This is a genomic window from Pseudomonas sp. URIL14HWK12:I6, assembly GCF_000514195.1.
GTDB classification, from domain to species: Bacteria; Pseudomonadota; Gammaproteobacteria; order Pseudomonadales; family Pseudomonadaceae; genus Aquipseudomonas; species Aquipseudomonas putida_A.
Genome location: NZ_AZVL01000014.1, coordinates 68563 through 86672, shown reverse-complemented (window position 1 = coordinate 86672; position 18110 = coordinate 68563). Strand labels below are relative to the sequence as shown.

The following is an 18110-nucleotide window of genomic DNA, read 5'->3' as shown; positions in this document are numbered from 1 at the left end:
TTGGATGGATAGAAGTGTGCACGCCACCGACTATGGTGGGAGCGGGCTTGCTCGCGAAAGCGGTGGTTCAGCCAACTCCATATCGACAGGCCGATTGCCTTCGCGAGCAAGCCCGCTCCCACAGGATTTGTGTTGGATAGATAGAAGTGTGTACCCCACCGACCTTGGTGGGAGCGGGCTTGCTCGCGAAAGCGGTGGTTCAGCCAACTCGATATCGACAGACCGATTGCCTTCGCGAGCAAGCCCGCTCCCACAGGATTTGTGTTGGATAGATAGAGGTGTGTACCCCACCGACCTTGGTGGGAGCGGGCTTGCTCGCGAAAGCGGTGGTTCAGCCAACCCGATGTCGACAGACCGATTGCCTTCGCGAGCAAGCCCGCTCCCACAGGATTTGTGTTGGATAGATAGAAGTGTGTACCCCACCGACCTTGGTGGGAGCGGGCTTGCTCGCGAAAGCGGTGGTTCAGCCAACTCGATATCGACAGACCGATTGCCTTCGCGAGCAAGCCCGTTCCTACAGGGGAGTCAGCTGACTTCGGTTATCTCAACCGCGAATAAACGCCAGCAGATCCGCATTGATCGTCGCCGCCTCAGTCGTCGGCATCCCGTGCGGAAACCCCGGATACGACTTCAACGTGCCATTTGGCAGCAGTTTCGCCGACAAAGGCCCAGAGTTTGCGTACGGCACGATCTGATCATCCTCGCCGTGCATCACCAGCACCGGCACGGTGACCTTCTTCAGGTCTTCAGTGAAATCGGTCTGCGAGAACGCGACGATTCCGTCGTAATGCGCCTTGGCCCCGCCGATCATGCCCTGACGCCACCAGTTGCTGATGATCCCTTCCGAAGGCGTGGCCCCCGGGCGGTTGTAACCGTAGAACGGGCCAGTGGGAATGTCGCGGTAGAACTGCGCACGATTGGCCGCCAGTTGCGCCTGAAAATCGTCGAACACCGATTTCGGCAAACCACCCGGATTGCTTTCGGTCTTGACCATCAACGGTGGCACCGCGCTGATCAACACGCCTTTGGCGACGTTGTCCTGACCATGCCGGGCGATGTAGTGGATGACCTCGCCGCCGCCGGTGGAGTGGCCGACATGCACCACGTTCTTCACCCCCAGGTGCTGAACCACCGCCAGCGCATCGTCGGCGTAATGGTCCATGTCATGGCCGTCCCAGACCTGGCTCGACCGTCCGTGGCCTCGACGGTCGTGAGCAATCACCCGAAAGCCCTGGGCCAGAAAGAACAGCATCTGCGCATCCCAGTCATCCGAGCTGAGCGGCCAGCCGTGGTGGAAGTGGATCACCGGGGCGTCCTTCGGGCCCCAGTCCTTGTAGAAAATTTCGACGCCGTCTTTGGTGGTGACAAATCCCATGTTCGCGACTCCTGACCAAGGTGATGGGTTACCGCGCTCGTCGCAGACCGGTCGTGACGGTTCGGATAAGCGCCGTTATCAGCCAGAAGATTAAAGTCGACATTTTTGCGATAGGGCATGACCGGTGGTCGCCACGTCTGGCTTCACGCGCAAATTAGGCTTTGCTGAAAGGGATAAGCCGAGGCGCGCACAGGCTTCGATGGCCGTAGCGACGCCCCTTCAGAACACCGTGAGTCTGAGGAAAATCCCCGATGCTGACCTTGAATATCAATGGCAAGGATCAGGAGCTCGATGTGCCGGCCGACATGCCGTTGCTCTGGGTCCTGCGTGACGTTGCGCACCTGACCGGTACCAAATTCGGCTGTGGCATGGCCCAGTGCGGCGCCTGCACCGTACACGTCGATGGCGCGCCGTTGCGCGCCTGTATCACGCCCGCCACCGCCGTGGCCAACGGGCAGAAAATTCTCACCATCGAAGGCCTTTCGACCGATGGCTCGCACCCGGTGCAGCAGGCCTGGGCCGAACTTGATGTGGTGCAGTGCGGCTACTGCCAGTCGGGGCAGATCATGTCTGCCGCCGCGCTGCTGGCGAAAATCCCCAAGCCCACCGACAGCGATATCGATCAGGCGCTCTCCGGCAATATTTGCCGCTGCGGTACCTATCCGCGAATCCGCGCGGCTGTGAAACGTGCGGCCGAGATCGGCTGATTGGGAGATAGACGATGAACAGTCCTGTATCGCGTCGCGGATTTCTCAAGGGCAGTGCCGTGCTGGGTGGCGGTCTGGTGGTGGCGTTTGTCGTGCCCGGTGCCCATCGTTTTGCTCTGGCGGCGGAGAATGAAGGCAAGGTCTTCGCGCCGAATGCGTTTTTGCGCATTGCCGCCGACAACAGCGTGACGGTGTTGCTCGGGCATTCTGAAATGGGCCAGGGCATCTGGACCGGCCTGACCATGCTGATCGCCGAAGAACTGGACGCCGACTGGTCGACGATCCGCGTCGAGCACTCGCCGGCCTCGGCGGCCAATTACGGCATGCCCGCGTTTGGCGGGATGCAGATTACTGGCGGCTCGACCTCGACCTGGATGGAATTCGACCGCTACCGGCTCGCCGGGGCCACGGCGCGGCAGATGCTGGTGGAAGCGGCGGCCAAGCGCTTCAACGTCGCTGCGTCGACGATTCGCACCGAGTCCGGCGTAGTGATCGCCGGCGATAAACGCGCGACGTACGGCGAACTGGCGGACGCCGCCGGGCAACTGCCAGTGCCAGATCCAAAGTCGATCACCTTCAAAGAGGCCAAGGACTGGAAAGTCATCGGCAAACCGACCAAACGCCTCGATACCCCGGAGAAAATCACCGGCCGCGCCAAGTTCGGCATGGACGTGCAATTCGAGGGCTTGATGACCGCGATGGTCGCCCGTGCGCCGGTGTTCGGTGCCACGGTCAAATCCTTCGAGGGCGCCGAGGCACTGGCGGTGCCCGGTGTGCACAAAGTGGTACAGGTGCCGACCGGTGTGGCGGTGATTGCCGATCATTACTGGGCGGCGAAACTTGGTCGCGATGCGCTGAAGGTCGATTGGGATCTCGGGCCGCACGCTGACCTGAGCAGCCAGGGCCTGCTCGACAGTTTCCGCAAACTGGCAGCGACACCGGGCACTTCCGCCAGCCAGGCTGGGGATCCGAAAGGCAACTTCGACAAGGCGGCGAAGAAAATCGACGTCGAATACAGCGTGCCGTATCTGGCGCACGCACCGATGGAACCGCTGAACTGCACAGTGAAGATCAGCGCCGAAAAGTGCGAGATCTGGACCGGCACGCAATTCCAGACCCTCGATCAGATGGTCGCCGGCAAGATCACCGGACTCAAACCGGAACAGGTGGAAATTCACACCGAATTTCTTGGCGGCGGATTCGGGCGGCGGGCCAATCCGACCTCGGACTTCGTCGCCGAAGCGGTGCAAGTGGCGAAAGCCGCCGGGCTGCCGGTGAAAACCGTGTGGTCGCGCGAGGACGACATTCGCGGCGGCTATTACCGCTCGATGTTCCTGCATCAGGCACGCATAGGCCTGGACGGGCAGGGCATGCCGCTGAGCTGGCAGCATGTGCTGGTCGGCCAGTCGATCATGGCCGGCACCATGCTCGAACAGACCATGGTCAAGAACGGCATCGACGCGACTTCGGTCGAAGGTGTGGCCGACAGCCCGTATATCAAGGGCCTGGCCCATCAACAGGTCGAGCTGCATTCGCCGCAGACCGGAATCAATGTGCTGTGGCTGCGTTCGGTGGGGCACAGCCACACCGCGTTCGTCATGGAGTCGCTGATCGATGAGATGGCCTCAGCGGCGGGCAAGGATCCGGTGGAATACCGACGCACCTTGCTCAAGGACCACGCGCGCCATCTCGGCGTGCTGAATCTGGCGGTGGAGAAGGCCAACTGGACAGCGCCGTTGCCTGACGGGCATGCATTGGGCGTGGCGGTACACGAGTCGTTCGGCAGTTATGTGGCGCAGGTGGCCGAGGTCTCGCAGGACAATCTGGCGATCCGCGTGCACCGCGTGGTGTGTGCGGTGGATTGCGGAATCGCGGTCAATCCGCAGAGCATCGCGGCGCAGATGGAATCGTGTATCACCTTTGGCCTGGGCATGGCGCTGCACAGCAAACTGACGCTCAAGGATGGCGCGGTGGTGCAGTCCAATTATCACGATTACCAGGTGCTGCGGCTCAACGAGATGCCGCTGGTCGAGGTGCATATCGTGCCCAGCAGCGACAAGCCCGGCGGCATCGGCGAGGCCGGGGTTCCGCCCACCGCGCCGGCGGTGGCCAATGCCGTGTATGCGCTGACCGGGCAGCGCTTGCGTGAACTGCCGCTGCAACTGTCGGGGGTGTGAGATGAAACGACATCTGCTGTTGGGCACGATGATGTTGCTGGGGCTGGGCGGCTACGCCTCGGACCTGTTCGCCGACGATCAGGAAGCGCTCAAGGCGTTCGGCACGGTGCAGAAGGTGTTCCAGAGCCCGCGCTGCCAGAACTGCCACATCCCCGGCGACTCGCCGCTGCAGTTCGATGCCGGCATTCCACACGCGATGAATGTGGTGCGCGGCATGGACGGCAAGGGCGCTGCCGGTTTGCCTTGCGCCACCTGCCACGCCGAGAGCAATCCGCCGGCCAGTTATGGCCCGCATGCACCTCCGGGGGCGCCGCACTGGAGCCTGCCGCCGGCGGCGCACAAGATGGCCTGGATCGGCCTGCCACCGGACAAGTTGTGCGCGATGATCAAGGACCGTTCGAGCAACGGCGACCGTGATTTCGCTGCACTGATCAAACATGTCAGCGACGACAAACTGGTGTTGTGGGGCTGGAATCCCGGGGCAGGGCGCGCACCGGTGCCGGTGCCGCATGACATTTTTGTGGCCCAGTTCAAGCTTTGGGCCGATGCCGGTGGGCCGTGCCCGGTAGCCGGGAGTTGACGATGTGACCCTGCGCAAAATCAGGCTACTCTACGGCCACTGACCTCGATGGAGTGCGTGATGCTGGCCCCGAGTAAACCTGCCAATGAAGCTGTGCGAATCCAGGCGTTGCACGCACTGAACGTCCTGGATTCTGCGCCCGAAGAACGCTTCGACCGTTTGACCCGTCTAGCCAAACGCCTGTTCAACGTGCCGATTGCGCTGGTCACACTGGTGGACAAGGATCGGCAATGGTTCAAGTCGTGCGTCGGCCTCGACGTCAACGAAACCCCGCGAGATGTGTCGTTCTGTGGGCACGCGATTCTTCAGGACGAATTGCTGCTGGTGCCCGATGCCAAGCAGGACAGACGCTTTCATGACAATCCGCTGGTTACCGGCGAGCCAAAGATTCGTTTCTACGCGGGCTACCCGCTGACCGTGCCCAACGGCAACAAAATGGGCACGTTGTGCCTGATCGACACCCAGCCGCGCGAACTCGACGACGAGGAGCGTGCCCTGTTGCGCGATCTCGCCGGCATGGCCGAGCAAGAGTTGATGGCGGTGCAGATGGCAAGCATGGACGAGCTGACGCTGCTGTCCAACCGCCGCGGCTTCAAGACCCTGGCCCAGCATGCGCTGGACGCCTGCAAACACCGGGATAAACCGGCGACGCTGCTGTTTTTCGATCTCAATGACTTCAAACAGATCAACGATCGTTACGGCCATGCCGAAGGCGACAGTGCGCTGAAGACCTTTGCCGATGTGCTGCGCATCGCTTTTCGCGAGAGCGACGTGGTCGGGCGCTTGGGCGGTGACGAGTTCGTGGCGCTGCTGACCGGCTCCAGTCACGTTGAAACCACAGCGATCATGGCGCGGCTCAAGGAAATCCTCGACGAGCGCAATGCGATGTTGCAGCGCGGCTACGAGATTCGCTTCAGCGTCGGCCAGATCGAATACGATCCGCAACGCCATGAAACGGTGGATCGACTGCTGGCCGATGCCGACGAGGCGATGTATGCGCACAAGCAGGCGTTGAAACGGCGCTGATTCAGGCCTCATCGCTGGCAAGCCAGCTCCCACAGATTTAGCGGCTGCCCACGAAATCCCGGCACACCGCAGAACCCTGTGGGAGCGGGCTTGCTCGCGAAAGCGTCCGGTCAGGCGATATCCATGTTGAATGTGCCGGCCTCTTCGTGAGCAAGCCCACTCCCACAGGTTTAGCGGCTGCCCACAAAGTTCAGGCGCATCGCAAAACAGTGTGGGAGCGGGCTTGCTCGCGAAAGCGTCCGCTCAGGCTATATCCATGTCGAATGTGCCAGCCTCTTCGTGAGCAAGCTCACTCCCACAGGTTTGTCGGCTGCCCATAAAATTCAGGCACATCGTAAAAACAGTGTGGGAGCGAGCTTGCTCGCGAAAGCGTCCGGTCAGGCGATATCCATGTTGAATGTGCCGGCCTCTTCGTGAGCAAGCCCACTCCCACAGGTTTATCCGCTGTTCACGAAATTCAAGCTCACTCCTACAGGGGGATTTGGGTTGTTGAAGACATTGCAGGCACAAAAAAACCCGCCGATTGGCGGGTTTTTTATCGGCAGACCGAAGATTACTCTTCGATGTTGCCCATGGCGGTGGTGTTGAAGCCGCCGTCCACGTACATGATTTCACCGCTGATGCCCGACGCCAGGTCGGAGCACAGGAAGGCGCCGGCGTTGCCGACTTCTTCGATGGTGACGTTGCGGCGCAGTGGGGTTTGCGCTTCGTTGGCGGCCAGCATCTTGCGGAAGTTCTTGATGCCCGAGGCTGCCAGGGTACGGATCGGGCCGGCCGATACGCAGTTGACGCGGGTGCCGTCCGGGCCCAGGGAGCCGGCCAGGTAGCGTACGCCAGCTTCCAGCGAAGCCTTGGCCATGCCCATCACGTTGTAGTTCGGCATGGTGCGCTCGGCGCCCAGGTACGACAGAGTCAGCAGGCTGCCGTTGCGGCCTTTCATCATTTCGCGGCCAGCCTTGGCCAGGGCCACGAAGCTGTAGGCGCTGATGTCGTGAGCGATGCGGAAACCTTCACGGGTGGTGGCTTCGGTGAAGTCGCCGTCCAGTTGGTCGCCCGGGGCGAAGCCGACGGAGTGCACGATGCAGTCCAGGCCGTCCCACTTCTTGCTCAGTTCTTCGAAGACCTTGGCGATTTCTTCATCGCTGGCCACGTCGCACGGGAAGCACAGCTCAGGGCTCGAACCCCAGCCTTGAGCGAATTCCTCAACACGACCTTTCAGTTTGTCGTTCTGATAAGTGAAGGCAAGCTCAGCGCCCTCGCGATGCATGGCGGCAGCGATGCCGGATGCGATGGACAGCTTGCTGGCGACACCGACGATCAGTACGCGCTTACCGGCGAGAAAACCCATGTGTTGCTCCTCTTTCAGGTTATTGCGCAGTGGCTGGTGCCAAAAAAGCGGCTTCCAGCAACTGCTGTGTATACGGATGTTTGGGGGCGGCAAAAATATCTTGCGCGTCTCCCTGTTCGACCACTTGGCCATGCTTGACCACCATCAACTGGTGGCTCAGCGCTTTGACGACAGCCAGGTCATGGCTGATGAACAAATACGTCAGGTTGTACTTGGCTTGCAGTGAACGTAACAGCTCCACCACTTGCCGCTGCACCGTGCGGTCGAGCGCAGAAGTTGGCTCGTCCAGCAGGATCAGCGCCGGTTTCAGCACCAAAGCCCGGGCAATGGCGATACGTTGCCGTTGCCCACCGGAAAATTCGTGAGGGTAGCGGTGCCGGGTTTCCGGATCCAGACCTACCTCCTTCAATGCCGCAATAATCGCCGCTTCCTGCTCGGCGGCGGTGCCCATCTTGTGAATCCGCAAGCCTTCGCCAACGATGTCGCTGACGCACATCCGCGGACTCAGGCTGCCGAACGGATCCTGAAACACCACCTGCATCTCCCGACGCAACGGGCGAACCTCGTTCTGCGTCAGGCAGTCTAGCTGCTTACCCTCAAAGCGGATCGCGCCTTTGCTGCCGATCAGCCGCAAAATCGCCAGACCGAGGGTGGATTTGCCGGAACCGCTTTCCCCCACGATCCCCAGGGTCTGACCCTGAGGCAGGCTGAAATTGATGCCGTCCACTGCCTTGACGTAATCCACCGTGCGCTTGAGCAGGCCTTTCTTGATCGGGAACCAGACTTTGAGGTTCTCGACTTCGAGCAGCGGCGCCCCGATTTTATTGCTCGCCGGGCCTCCGCTGGGCTCCGCGCCGAGCAATTCCCGAGTGTACGGATGCTGCGGCGAACGGAACAGCTCTGCGCACGATGCCTGTTCGACGATGCAACCGCGCTGCATGACACATACGCGATGCGCAATTCTTCGCACCAGGTTCAAATCGTGACTGATCAGTAGCAGCGACATGCCCAATCTGGCCTGCAATTCCTTGAGCAAATCGAGGATTTTCAGCTGAACGGTCACGTCCAGTGCGGTGGTGGGTTCGTCGGCGATGAGCAGCTCCGGCTCGTTGGCCAGCGCCATGGCGATCATCACCCGCTGGCGCTGGCCGCCGGACAATTCGTGGGGCAGGGCCTTGAGGCGTTTGTGCGGCTCGGGGATGCCGACCATCTCCAGCAGCTCCAAAGTGCGCTTGGTCGCGACTTTGCCGCTCAGACCCTTGTGGATGCCGAGGATCTCGTTGATCTGCTTCTCGATCGAGTGCAGCGGGTTGAGCGAGGTCATCGGCTCCTGAAAGATCATCGCGATGCGGTTGCCGCGAATATGCCGGATGGTCTTTTCGCTCAGCCCCAGCAGATTCTGCCCGGCATAGTTGATGCTGCCGGCCGGATGGCGGGCCAGCGGGTAGGGCAGCAGGCGCAGGATCGAGTGCGCCGTCACCGATTTGCCCGAGCCGGACTCGCCGACCAGGGCCAGGGTTTCGCCGCGTTTGATGTCGAAGCTCACGCCCTCGACCACCCGGTGCAGCCGCTCGTTGAAGCCGAACTCGACGGCGAGGTCGCGCACTTCGATCAGATTGTCCTGATTCATTTCACTTCCTCGGGTCGAAGGCATCGCGAGCGGACTCGCCGATAAACACCAGCAAACTCAACATCAGCGCCAGCACCGCGAACGCGCTCATGCCCAGCCACGGTGCCTGCAGGTTGGATTTGCCCTGGGCCACCAGTTCACCCAGCGACGGGCTGCCGGCCGGCAAGCCGAAGCCGAGGAAGTCCAGCGCGGTCAGGGTGCCGATGGCACCGGTGAGGATGAACGGCATGAAGGTCATGGTCGAGACCATCGCGTTGGGCAGAATGTGGCGGAACATGATCGCGCCGTTCTGCATGCCCAGCGCCCGTGCCGCACGCACGTATTCGAGGTTGCGGCCACGCAGGAACTCGGCGCGCACCACGTCGACCAGGCTCATCCACGAGAACAACAGCATGATCCCCAGCAGCCACCAGAAATTCGGCTGGACGAAACTGGCAAGGATGATCAGCAGGTACAGCACCGGCAATCCCGACCAGATCTCCAGAAAGCGTTGCCCGGCCAGATCGACCCAGCCGCCATAGAAACCCTGCAGCGCGCCGGCGATCACGCCGATGATCGAGCTGAGCACGGTCAGCGTCAGGGCAAACAGTACGGAAATGCGGAAGCCGTAGATCACCCGCGCGAGCACATCGCGGCCCTGATCGTCGGTGCCGAGCAGGTTGTCCGCCGACGGCGGGGCTGGGGCCGGGACTTTCAGGTCGTAGTTGATGCTCTGGTAGCTGTAGGGGATCGGCGCCCACAACACCCACGCATCCTTGGCCTTGAGCAGTTCGCGGATGTACGGGCTCTTGTAGTTGGCTTCCAGCGGGAATTCGCCGCCGAAGGTGGTTTCCGGGTAGCGCTTGATCGCCGGGAAGTACCAGTGGTTGTCGTAATGCACCACCAGCGGCTTGTCGTTGGCGATCAGTTCGGCACCGAGGCTCAGGCCGAACAGGATCAGAAACAGCCACAGCGACCACCAGCCACGCTTGTTGGCCTTGAACAGTTCGAACCGGCGGCGGTTGAGAGGGGACAGGTTCATCTCAATGCTCCCGGCTGGCGAAGTCGATGCGCGGATCGACCAGGGTGTAGGTGAGATCGCCGATCAGTTTCACCACCAGGCCGAGCAGGGTGAAGATGAACAGAGTGCCGAACACCACCGGGTAATCGCGGTTGATCGCCGCTTCGAAACTCATCAGACCCAGACCGTCGAGGGAGAAAATCACTTCCACCAGCAACGAGCCGGTGAAGAAGATGCCGATGAACGCTGACGGGAACCCGGCAATCACCAGCAGCATGGCGTTGCGGAACACATGGCCGTAGAGCACGCGATTGCGCGTCAGGCCCTTGGCCTTGGCGGTGACCACGTACTGCTTGTTGATCTCGTCGAGGAAGCTGTTTTTGGTCAGCAGGGTCATGGTCGCGAAGTTGCCGATCACCAGCGCGGTCACCGGCAGCGCCAGGTGCCAGAAATAGTCGAGGATCTTGCCGCCCAGGCTCAGCTCATCGAAGTTGTTCGAGGTCAGCCCGCGTAGCGGGAACCAGTCCAGATAGCTGCCGCCGGCAAACACCACGATCAGCAGGATGGCAAAAAGAAAAGCCGGAATCGCATAGCCGATGATGATCGCCGAACTGGTCCACACGTCGAAGTGGCTGCCGTGCCGCGTGGCCTTGGCGATCCCCAGCGGGATCGACACCAGGTACATGATCAGCGTGCTCCACAGCCCGAGGGAGATCGACACCGGCATCTTTTCCTTGATCAGGTCGATGACCTTGGCGTCACGGAAAAAGCTGTCGCCGAAATCCAGCTTCGCGTAGTTCTTGACCATGATCCACAGACGTTCCGGGGCCGATTTGTCGAACCCGTACATGTGCTCGATTTCCTTGATCAGCGCTGGGTCGAGGCCTTGCGCGCCACGATACGCGGAGCCGGCCACCGAGACCTCGGCACCGCCACCGGCGATGCGGCTGGTGGCGCCTTCGAAGCCTTCGAGCTTGGCGATCATCTGCTCCACCGGGCCGCCGGGCGCGGCCTGGATGATCACGAAGTTGATCAGCAGGATGCCGAACAGGGTCGGGATGATCAGCAGCAGTCGCCGAAAGATATACGCCAGCATCTGATTACTCCGTGCCCACAGGGTCGGCTTGCAGTTTGGTTTCGACTTCTATGGCGGGCTTCGCGTCAGGCTTGACCCACCAGGTATTAATCCCGATGTCGTATTTGGGCGAGACTTTCGGGTGACCGATGTGGTTCCAGTACGCCACGCGCCAGGTCTTGATGTGCCAGTTGGGGACCACGTAGTAACCCCATTGCAGCACTCGATCCAGCGCCCGGGCGTGCGCCACCAGGCTGCTGCGCGAGTCGGCGTTGATCAGGTTCTCCACCAGTTGATCGACGATCGGATCCTTCAGGCCCATGGTGTTGCGGCTGCTCGGTTTGTCGGCGGCGGCGCTCATCCAGAATTCGCGCTGCTCGTTGCCCGGCGAATTGGATTGCGGAAAGCTGCCGACCATCATGTCGAAGTCCCGCGAGCGCACGCGGTTGATGTATTGCGAAACGTCGACACGGCGGATCACCAGATCGATGCCGAGGTCGGCCAGATTGCGTTTGAACGGCAGCAGCACGCGTTCGAATTCGGTCTGCGCCAGAAGAAACTCGATGACCACCGGTTTGCCGCTGGCGTCGACCATTTTGTCGTCGACGATCTTCCAGCCAGCCTCCTGCAGCAATTGATAGGCCTCGCGCTGCTGGGTGCGGATCATGCCGCTGGCGTCGGTCTTCGGGTTCTCGAAGGCTTCGCTGAACACCTGCGCCGGCAGCTTGCTGCGAAACGGTTCGAGGATCGCCCGTTGTTCGACGTCGGGCAGGCCGGTGGCGGCCATTTCCGAGTTCTCGAAATAGCTGCGGGTGCGGAAGTAGGCACCGTTGAACAGCTGCTTGTTGGTCCACTCGAAATCGAACAGCAGGCCGAGCGCCTGACGCACCCGCACATCCTGAAACACCGGACGGCGCAAGTTGAAAACGAAGCCCTGCATGCCGGTCGGGTTGCTGTTGGCGATCTGTTCCTTGATCAGCCGACCTTCGGTCACGGCCGGGATGTTGTAGGCGTTGGCCCAGTTCTTCGCGGTCATTTCCAGCCAGTAATCGAACTGGCCGGCCTTCAGCGCTTCGACGGCGACGGTGTTGTCGCGGTAGTAATCGGTGGTCATTACGTCGAAGTTGTAGAACCCGCGATTGACCGGCAGATCCTTGCCCCAGTAGTCCTTGACCCGTTCATAGCGCACCGAGCGCCCGGCTTTCACTTCGGCGACCTTGTACGGGCCGCTGCCCAGCGGGATCTCCAGATTGCCCTTGGAAAAATCACGACTGGCCCACCAGTGTTTCGGCAGCACCGGGAGCTGACCGAGGATCAGCGGCAACTCGCGATTGTTGGTGTGCTTGAACTTGAACAGCACCTTGAGCGGGTCTTCGGCGATGGCCTCTTCGACATCGCTGTAGTAGCCGCGAAACAGCGGCGAGCCGTCCTTGGTCAGGGTCTGGAAGCTGAACACCACGTCTTCGGCGCGCACCGGATGGCCATCGTGAAAACGCGCTTCCGGGCGCAGGTAGAAACGTACCCAGCTGTTGTCCGGGGCTTTCTCGATCTTCGCGGCGATCAGGCCGTACTCGGTGAACGGCTCGTCGAGGCTGTGCTTGGTCAGGGTGTCGTAGATCTGCCCGATATCATCGGCCGGCACGCCTTTGCTGATGAACGGGTTGAGGCTGTCGAAGCCGCCGAACCCGGCCTGACGGAAGATCCCGCCCTTGGGCGCGTCGGGGTTCACGTAATCGAACTGCTTGAAGTCCGCCGGGTATTTCGGCGGCTCGTTGTACAGGGTCACAGCGTGTTGCGGGGCGGCAATCGCCAGCCCGGCGAACAGCAGACCGCTGGCCTGCACGAGCAGGGCGCGGATGGGCGTCATTTATTGTTCTCCGAAGATTTCAGCCACCACGCGCTCAGGCCCAGGGTGTAGGGCGGCGTGGTGACGAAGGCCAACCGGTTGCGGTAGGCCAGTCGGTGATAATTGAGGTACCAGTTGGGAATGCTGTAGTGCTGCCAGAGCAGCACGCGGTCCAGCGCCTTGCCGGCGGCGACCTGTTCGTCGCGGGTTTGCGCGGCGAGTAATTGTTCGAGCAGGTGATCGACCACCGGGTTGGCAATGCCGGCGTAATTCTTGCTGCCCTTGACCCCGACCTGACTGGAATGGAAGTACTGCCATTGCTCCAGACCCGGGCTGAGGGTCTGGTTGAGGGTCATCAGGATCATGTCGAAATCGAACTGGTCCAGACGCTGTTTGTACTGGGCGCGATCCACCGTGCGCAGGCGCGCGTCGATGCCGATGCTGTTGAGGTTCTCGATATAGGGCTGGAGGATCCGCTCAAGGTTCGGATTGACCAGCAACAGTTCGAAGCTCAGCGGCTGCCCTGCGGTGTTTTGCAGGCGCTGGCCGTTGAGCTTCCAGCCGGCCTCGGCGAGCAGGGCCAGGGCCTTGCGCATGGTCTCTCGCGGGATGCCACGGCCATCGGTTTGCGGCAGGCTGAACGGCTCGGTGAACAGCTTGGCCGGTAGTTGCTCCTTGTACGGCTTGAGCATCAGCCATTCATGGCCGACCGGCAGCCCCGTCGCGGAAAACTCGCTGTTAGGGTAGTAGCTGGTGGTGCGCTGGTAGGCATCGCTGAACAGCGCGCGGTTGGTCCATTCGAAGTCGAACATCAGGCCCAGCGCTTCGCGCACCTTGACGTCGCTGAAGGTCGCGCGTCGGGTGTTCATGAACAGGCCTTGGCTCTGCGTCGGGATCTGGTGCGGAATCTGCGCCTTGATCACTTCGCCACGGCGCACCGCCGGAAAGTTGTAGCCGTTGGCCCAGTTCTTCGCCTGATGCTCGATGTAGATGTCGAATTCGCCGGCCTTGAACGCTTCGAAGGCCACGTCGCTGTCGCGGTAGAACTCGACTTCCATGCGATCGAAGTTGTACTTGCCGCGATTGACCGGCAGATCCTTGCCCCAGTAATCCTTGACCCGCTCGAAAATCAGCTGCCGCCCCGGCGTCACTGAGGTGATGCGGTACGGGCCGCTGCCCAGCGGTGGTTCGAAGGTGGTGGCCTTGAAGTCGCGATCCTTCCAGTAATGCTGCGGCAGCACCGGCAACTCGCCGAGGCGCAGGATCAGTAACGGATTGCCCGAGCGTTTCATCACGAAACGAATGCGCTGCGGGTTGAGGATGTCGACCCGCGACACTTCCTGCAGGGCGGTGCGGTACAGCGGGTGGCCGTCCTTGAGCAGTATTCGGTAGGAGAACGCCACGTCGTAAGCGGTGATCTGGGTGCCGTCGTGAAAGCGTGCTTCCGGGCGCAGATTGAACACCACCCAGCTGCGATCTTCGCTGTACTCCACCGATTGCGCGATTAAGCCATAACTGGACGCCGGTTCGTCACCGGACGGCGAATACTGGCCGGTGCCGACCATCAGCGGCTCGTTCAGCTCATTGATGCCGTACTGCAGGAAATTCGGCGTGGTGACCGGGCTGGTGCCCTTGAAGGTGTACGGGTTGACCGTATCGAAGGTGCCGAACGCCATCACCCGCAACGTACCGCCCTTGGGCGCTTGCGGGTTGACCCAGTCGAAGTGGGTAAATCTGGCCGGGTACTTGAGCGTGCCGAACTGCGCATAACCGTGACTTTCGGTAATCGTCGCGCTTGCGGGTGAGCTCAAGGCCAGGCTGATCAGGAGCAGGAGGAGGGGACGCTTCAAGTCAGATCCGATCCAGGCGGCTTGGGCTTAGTGGGCCGTACAGTAACAGCTTGTCTGGACAGGAAAAAGATAGCGGGTTAATGCGCTGTTAATCGGCGTGCAATGCTTGCCCGGTTTGCATTGTAGCGAGGGGATTTATCCCCGATGGACTGCGCAGCAGTCCCCGTGGTTTTTGGAAGGCAGGGGGTCGCTTCGCGCCCCATCGGGGATAAATCCCCTCACCACAAGGAATCCGTCAGGGACAATATTCTGGTAATAAAAAAGCCCCTGAATTTCAGGGGCTCTTCTGTCAGTGCGGCTGATAAACCGTGAGCATCTGCCCAGGCTTGAGGGCCTTGCCGGCACCCGGGTTCCAGCGCTTGAGATGCTGCATCTCGACGTTGAAACGCTTGGCCACCACATACAATGTGTCGCCACGCTTGACCTTGTACTGGGTCTGCTGCTGGCTGTCGGCTTTGCCTTTGCTCTTGCTGTTGGCGGCGATCACCGTGTTGACCCGGCCACCGCTGCGCGCCGGGGTGCGCTTGGTGTTGTCCTGCATCACCAAGGTCTGGCCGACCTTGAGGTTCTTGCCGGTCAGCTTGTTCCAGCGCTGCAGATCCTTGACTTCGACCTTGTTGGCCTTGGCGATGGAACCGAGATTGTCGCCGCGTTTGACCCGGTAAGCGCGCTTGAGCTTCGCCACTTCAGTCGGGTCGGCACCGTCGAACACCGGCTTCAGCGAGCGTGGGCTGATCAGCTCTTCAGGCCGCATGGTCTGCAGGCTGGCGGTCAGCAATTGCGCCTTGGACGTCGGCACCAGCAGATGCTGAGGACCGTCGATGGTGGTGCGCTGCTTGAAAGCCGGGTTGAGCTGGAACAGCTCGTCTTCGTCGATGTTGGCCACCGCTGCGACCTTGGACAGGTCCATGCGCTGGTTGATTTCGACGACCTGGAAATAGGGTTCGTTGGCGATCGGGTTGAGGTTCACCCCGTAGGCTTCCGGGGCCAGCACCACTTGCGACAGGGCCAGCAGCTTCGGCACGTAGGCCTGGGTTTCCGCCGGCAACGACGACAGGTTCCAATAATCGGTCGGCAGGCCGAGCTTCTCGTTACGCTCGATGGCACGGCTGACCGTGCCTTCACCGGCGTTATAGGCCGCCAGGGCCAGCAGCCAGTCACCGTTGAACATGTCGTGCAGACGAGTCAGGTAGTCCATCGCGGCGGTGGTCGAGGCGGTGATATCGCGACGGCCATCATAGAAGCGGGTCTGGCGCAGGTTGTAGTAACGACCGGTGGACGGGATGAATTGCCACAGGCCCGATGCGTCGGCCCGGGAATAGGCCATCGGGTTGTAGGCGCTCTCGATCACTGGCAGCAGGGCCAGTTCCAGCGGCATGTTGCGCTCTTCGAGACGCTCGACGATGTAATGAATGTAGAGACTGCCGCGTTCGCCGGCGTTCTCCAGAAAGGACGGGTTGCTGGCAAACCACAGCCGCTGCTGCTCGATGCGCGGGTTGACGCCCAGGCCGTCCTGCAGCTGGAAACCACCGCGCATGCGCTCCCAGATGTCCTGAGGCACCTGCGGGCTGGGCTTTTCGCTGAGCCAGATCGGTTTCTGCTTGGCTCGCGCAGCAATGTTCGGCGTATGGCTCGCTTCAGGTTGCGGAGCATGGCTGGAACAGCCCGCCAACGTGGCGGACACAGCCACCGCGATGGCTTGCGCCAGGCGGGTCAGCGTGTCTGAATTGACGGACTTACGTATGGATGACGACATTGGCTGGAAGTAAGTTCCGGGCAAAAATGTCGGGCGATTCTAGAAAGCGCACCCCCTGCGGTCAACCATTCAGAATTTTTGTACCAACTGGTGAGTCACTTAGAACTTATCTTTCCATGCCCGCAGAGCCGCAAAAACCTCACTCGGCGCCCGGTTTTGAGCGCCTGCCCGTTCGTCCACTTTTTGTGTAACTAATGTTTCAGCGGTACGCAAAAACGGATTTGTGAGCTTTTCCAGGGCCAGGGTAGAGGGCAGGGTCATCACGCCTTTTTCCCGTTGCCGGGTGACTTTTTCCAGACGGGCGGCAATGTCCGGGTTGCTCGGTTCGACTGCCGCAGCAAATTTCAGATTGCTCAGGGTGTATTCATGGGTGCAATACACCAGCGTATCCTCGGGCAGGGCAGCGAGACGGCCGAGCGAGTGGTGCATCTGCTCCGGCGTGCCTTCGAACAGGCGTCCGCAACCGGCGGCGAACAGGGTGTCGCCGCAAAACAGCAGGCCGTGGTGGTAATAGGCGATGTGGCCGAGGGTGTGACCGGGCACCGCATAGACATCGAAATCCCAGCCGAGCACGCTGACCGTGTCGTTGTCCTTGAGCGCCACGTCGCGCCCCGGGATGTTTTCGCTGGCCGGGCCGTAGACTTTGGCGCCACTCGCCGCTTTCAGGCGTTCGACGCCGCCGACGTGATCGTGATGGTGATGGGTGATCAGAATGTCGCTCAACACCCAGCCCGGGTGCGCGGCCAGCCAGGCCTGCACCGGCGCGGCATCGCCCGGGTCGACCACGGCGCAGCGCTGGGTGCGGTGATCCTGTAACAACCAGATGTAGTTGTCGGTGAACGCGGGCAGGGCACTGATCTGTATCATCGTCGGAATTCGCCAAGCGGAAAACATTGGCGCATCTTAGAGCTTCTAGCGGCGTTGGAGAATGACATGACCGATAAAGCGTTCGCTCAGGCCGATCCCGACTGGCTGGCGTTGATCGGCGCGGCCCGAGAATGGCTGGCCGGCCCGCTCGGGCAATTTCTGCTGGATGAAGAACGGCGCATGCTCGAAGACGAGTTGGGGCGGTTCTTCGGCGGCTATCTGGTGCATTACGGGCCGTCGGCCCAGACTCCGCCGTCGGCGCCGCAGGTACAGCGCAACGTGCGGCTCGGCGCGCCGTTGCCGGGTGTCGAGATCGTCTGCGAGGAACAGGCCTGGCCATTGAGTGAGCACGCCGCCGACGTGGTGGTGTTGCAGCACGGTCTGGATTTCTGTCTGTCGCCCCACGGTTTGCTGCGCGAAGCGGCAAGCAGTGTACGCCCCGGCGGGCATCTGCTGATCATCGGCATCAACCCCTGGAGCACCTGGGGTTTGCGCCACGTATTTGCCCACGACGCCTTGCGCCAGGCACGCTGCATCTCGCCATCGCGGGTCGCCGACTGGCTCAATCTGCTGGGGTTTGCGCTGGAGAAACGCCGCTTCGGGTGCTATCGTCCGCCGCTCGCGTCGCCCAAGTGGCAGGCCCGACTGGCCGGCTGGGAACGCAAGGCCGGCGACTGGCAACTGTCGGGCGGTGGCTTCTATTTATTGGTCGCGCGCAAGATCGTGGTCGGCCTGCGCCCGGTGCGTCAGGAGCGTCGCGAGCCGATGGGCAAGCTGATTCCGCTGCCGATGGCCAAGGTCAACCGCCGTCGTATCGAACCGTAAACCTTCTTTTTATAGTGGCCGGACTTGTTCCGGCCGCGGCCATCGTCG

Annotated in this window: 14 protein-coding genes; 5 read left to right on the top strand and 9 right to left on the bottom strand. The window is 61.4% G+C overall.

All coding sequences use genetic code 11. The annotated features are described in order from the left end of the window. Window positions 1-544: 544 nt before the first annotated feature. Entirely contained in the window at window positions 545-1375 is an 831-nt protein-coding gene (locus H043_RS0118875; protein WP_027613154.1) for an alpha/beta fold hydrolase, read from the bottom strand. A gap of 251 nt (window positions 1376-1626) precedes the next feature. On the opposite strand from H043_RS0118875, the gene H043_RS0118870 reads away from it, so the two are divergent. Genes H043_RS0118870 through H043_RS0118855 form a run of 4 tightly spaced genes read left to right on the top strand, consistent with a single transcriptional unit; the run spans window position 1627 to window position 5865 of the window. Then, window positions 1627-2082, top strand: a complete 456-nt coding sequence (locus H043_RS0118870; protein ID WP_025111491.1) for a (2Fe-2S)-binding protein — start codon at window positions 1627-1629, stop codon at window positions 2080-2082. A 14-nt stretch (window positions 2083-2096) separates the two neighbouring features. Next, complete coding sequence (locus H043_RS0118865) at window positions 2097-4259, top strand: xanthine dehydrogenase family protein molybdopterin-binding subunit (protein WP_027613153.1); 2163 nt, start codon at window positions 2097-2099, stop codon at window positions 4257-4259. A 1-nt stretch (window position 4260) separates the two neighbouring features. Further along, the gene (locus tag H043_RS0118860) at window positions 4261-4839 is read left to right on the top strand and encodes a hypothetical protein (RefSeq protein ID WP_027613152.1); all 579 of its coding nucleotides are present in this window, start codon (window positions 4261-4263) and stop codon (window positions 4837-4839) included. Window positions 4840-4899: 60 nt separating this feature from the next. Next, window positions 4900-5865, top strand: a complete 966-nt coding sequence (locus H043_RS0118855; protein ID WP_027613151.1) for a sensor domain-containing diguanylate cyclase — start codon at window positions 4900-4902, stop codon at window positions 5863-5865. 553 nt (window positions 5866-6418) lie between these two features. Here H043_RS0118855 and fabI read toward each other — a convergent pair. From fabI to gloB, 8 genes are all read right to left on the bottom strand, one after another. Continuing rightward, on the bottom strand, window positions 6419-7213 hold the full coding sequence (gene fabI, locus H043_RS0118850; protein WP_003202751.1) for an enoyl-ACP reductase FabI: 795 nt from the start codon (window positions 7211-7213) through the stop codon (window positions 6419-6421). A gap of 19 nt (window positions 7214-7232) precedes the next feature. Continuing rightward, a complete protein-coding gene (locus tag H043_RS0118845) occupies window positions 7233-8843 on the bottom strand; it encodes an ABC transporter ATP-binding protein (protein ID WP_027613150.1) in 1611 nt (536 codons plus the stop codon). Window position 8844: 1 nt separating this feature from the next. Beyond that, complete coding sequence (locus H043_RS0118840) at window positions 8845-9864, bottom strand: ABC transporter permease (RefSeq protein WP_007965317.1); 1020 nt, start codon at window positions 9862-9864, stop codon at window positions 8845-8847. Between the two features lies 1 nt (window position 9865). Continuing rightward, window positions 9866-10939, bottom strand: coding sequence for a microcin C ABC transporter permease YejB (locus tag H043_RS0118835; protein WP_003224148.1), 1074 nt, complete (start codon window positions 10937-10939; stop codon window positions 9866-9868). 4 nt (window positions 10940-10943) lie between these two features. After that, window positions 10944-12785 carry an extracellular solute-binding protein gene (locus tag H043_RS0118830; protein ID WP_027613149.1) on the bottom strand — a complete coding sequence of 614 codons (1842 nt, stop codon included), beginning with the start codon at window positions 12783-12785 and terminating at the stop codon, window positions 10944-10946. Beyond that, window positions 12782-14614, bottom strand: a complete 1833-nt coding sequence (locus H043_RS0118825; RefSeq protein WP_027613148.1) for an extracellular solute-binding protein — start codon at window positions 14612-14614, stop codon at window positions 12782-12784. Before H043_RS0118825 ends, H043_RS0118830 begins: the two co-directional genes overlap by 4 nt. Before the next feature lie 289 nt (window positions 14615-14903). Continuing rightward, window positions 14904-16370 (bottom strand): LysM peptidoglycan-binding domain-containing protein, encoded by a 1467-nt coding sequence (locus H043_RS0118820; RefSeq protein WP_007965321.1) that lies wholly within the window; start codon window positions 16368-16370, stop codon window positions 14904-14906. A 99-nt stretch (window positions 16371-16469) separates the two neighbouring features. Beyond that, window positions 16470-17237: a hydroxyacylglutathione hydrolase gene (gene gloB, locus H043_RS0118815; RefSeq protein WP_027613147.1), complete on the bottom strand. Its 768-nt coding sequence runs from the start codon at window positions 17235-17237 to the stop codon at window positions 16470-16472. A 66-nt stretch (window positions 17238-17303) separates the two neighbouring features. On the opposite strand from gloB, the gene H043_RS0118810 reads away from it, so the two are divergent. Then, entirely contained in the window at window positions 17304-18062 is a 759-nt protein-coding gene (locus H043_RS0118810) for a methyltransferase domain-containing protein (protein ID WP_003224159.1), read from the top strand. Window positions 18063-18110: the final 48 nt, after the last annotated feature.

What these genes read in the sequence shown, in the direction of transcription:
- fabI (WP_003202751.1), bottom strand. Translation starts at nt 7,213, where the DNA reads ATGGGTTTTCTCGCCGGTAAGCGCGTACTGATCGTCGGTGTCGCCAGC.
- H043_RS0118860 (WP_027613152.1), top strand. Translation starts at nt 4,261, where the DNA reads ATGAAACGACATCTGCTGTTGGGCACGATGATGTTGCTGGGGCTGGGC.
- H043_RS0118855 (WP_027613151.1), top strand. Translation starts at nt 4,900, where the DNA reads ATGCTGGCCCCGAGTAAACCTGCCAATGAAGCTGTGCGAATCCAGGCG.
- H043_RS0118870 (WP_025111491.1), top strand. Translation starts at nt 1,627, where the DNA reads ATGCTGACCTTGAATATCAATGGCAAGGATCAGGAGCTCGATGTGCCG.
- H043_RS0118810 (WP_003224159.1), top strand. Translation starts at nt 17,304, where the DNA reads ATGACCGATAAAGCGTTCGCTCAGGCCGATCCCGACTGGCTGGCGTTG.
- H043_RS0118875 (WP_027613154.1), bottom strand. Translation starts at nt 1,375, where the DNA reads ATGGGATTTGTCACCACCAAAGACGGCGTCGAAATTTTCTACAAGGAC.
- H043_RS0118830 (WP_027613149.1), bottom strand. Translation starts at nt 12,785, where the DNA reads ATGACGCCCATCCGCGCCCTGCTCGTGCAGGCCAGCGGTCTGCTGTTC.
- gloB (WP_027613147.1), bottom strand. Translation starts at nt 17,237, where the DNA reads ATGATACAGATCAGTGCCCTGCCCGCGTTCACCGACAACTACATCTGG.
- H043_RS0118835 (WP_003224148.1), bottom strand. Translation starts at nt 10,939, where the DNA reads ATGCTGGCGTATATCTTTCGGCGACTGCTGCTGATCATCCCGACCCTG.
- H043_RS0118820 (WP_007965321.1), bottom strand. Translation starts at nt 16,370, where the DNA reads ATGTCGTCATCCATACGTAAGTCCGTCAATTCAGACACGCTGACCCGC.
- H043_RS0118840 (WP_007965317.1), bottom strand. Translation starts at nt 9,864, where the DNA reads ATGAACCTGTCCCCTCTCAACCGCCGCCGGTTCGAACTGTTCAAGGCC.
- H043_RS0118845 (WP_027613150.1), bottom strand. Translation starts at nt 8,843, where the DNA reads ATGAATCAGGACAATCTGATCGAAGTGCGCGACCTCGCCGTCGAGTTC.
- H043_RS0118865 (WP_027613153.1), top strand. Translation starts at nt 2,097, where the DNA reads ATGAACAGTCCTGTATCGCGTCGCGGATTTCTCAAGGGCAGTGCCGTG.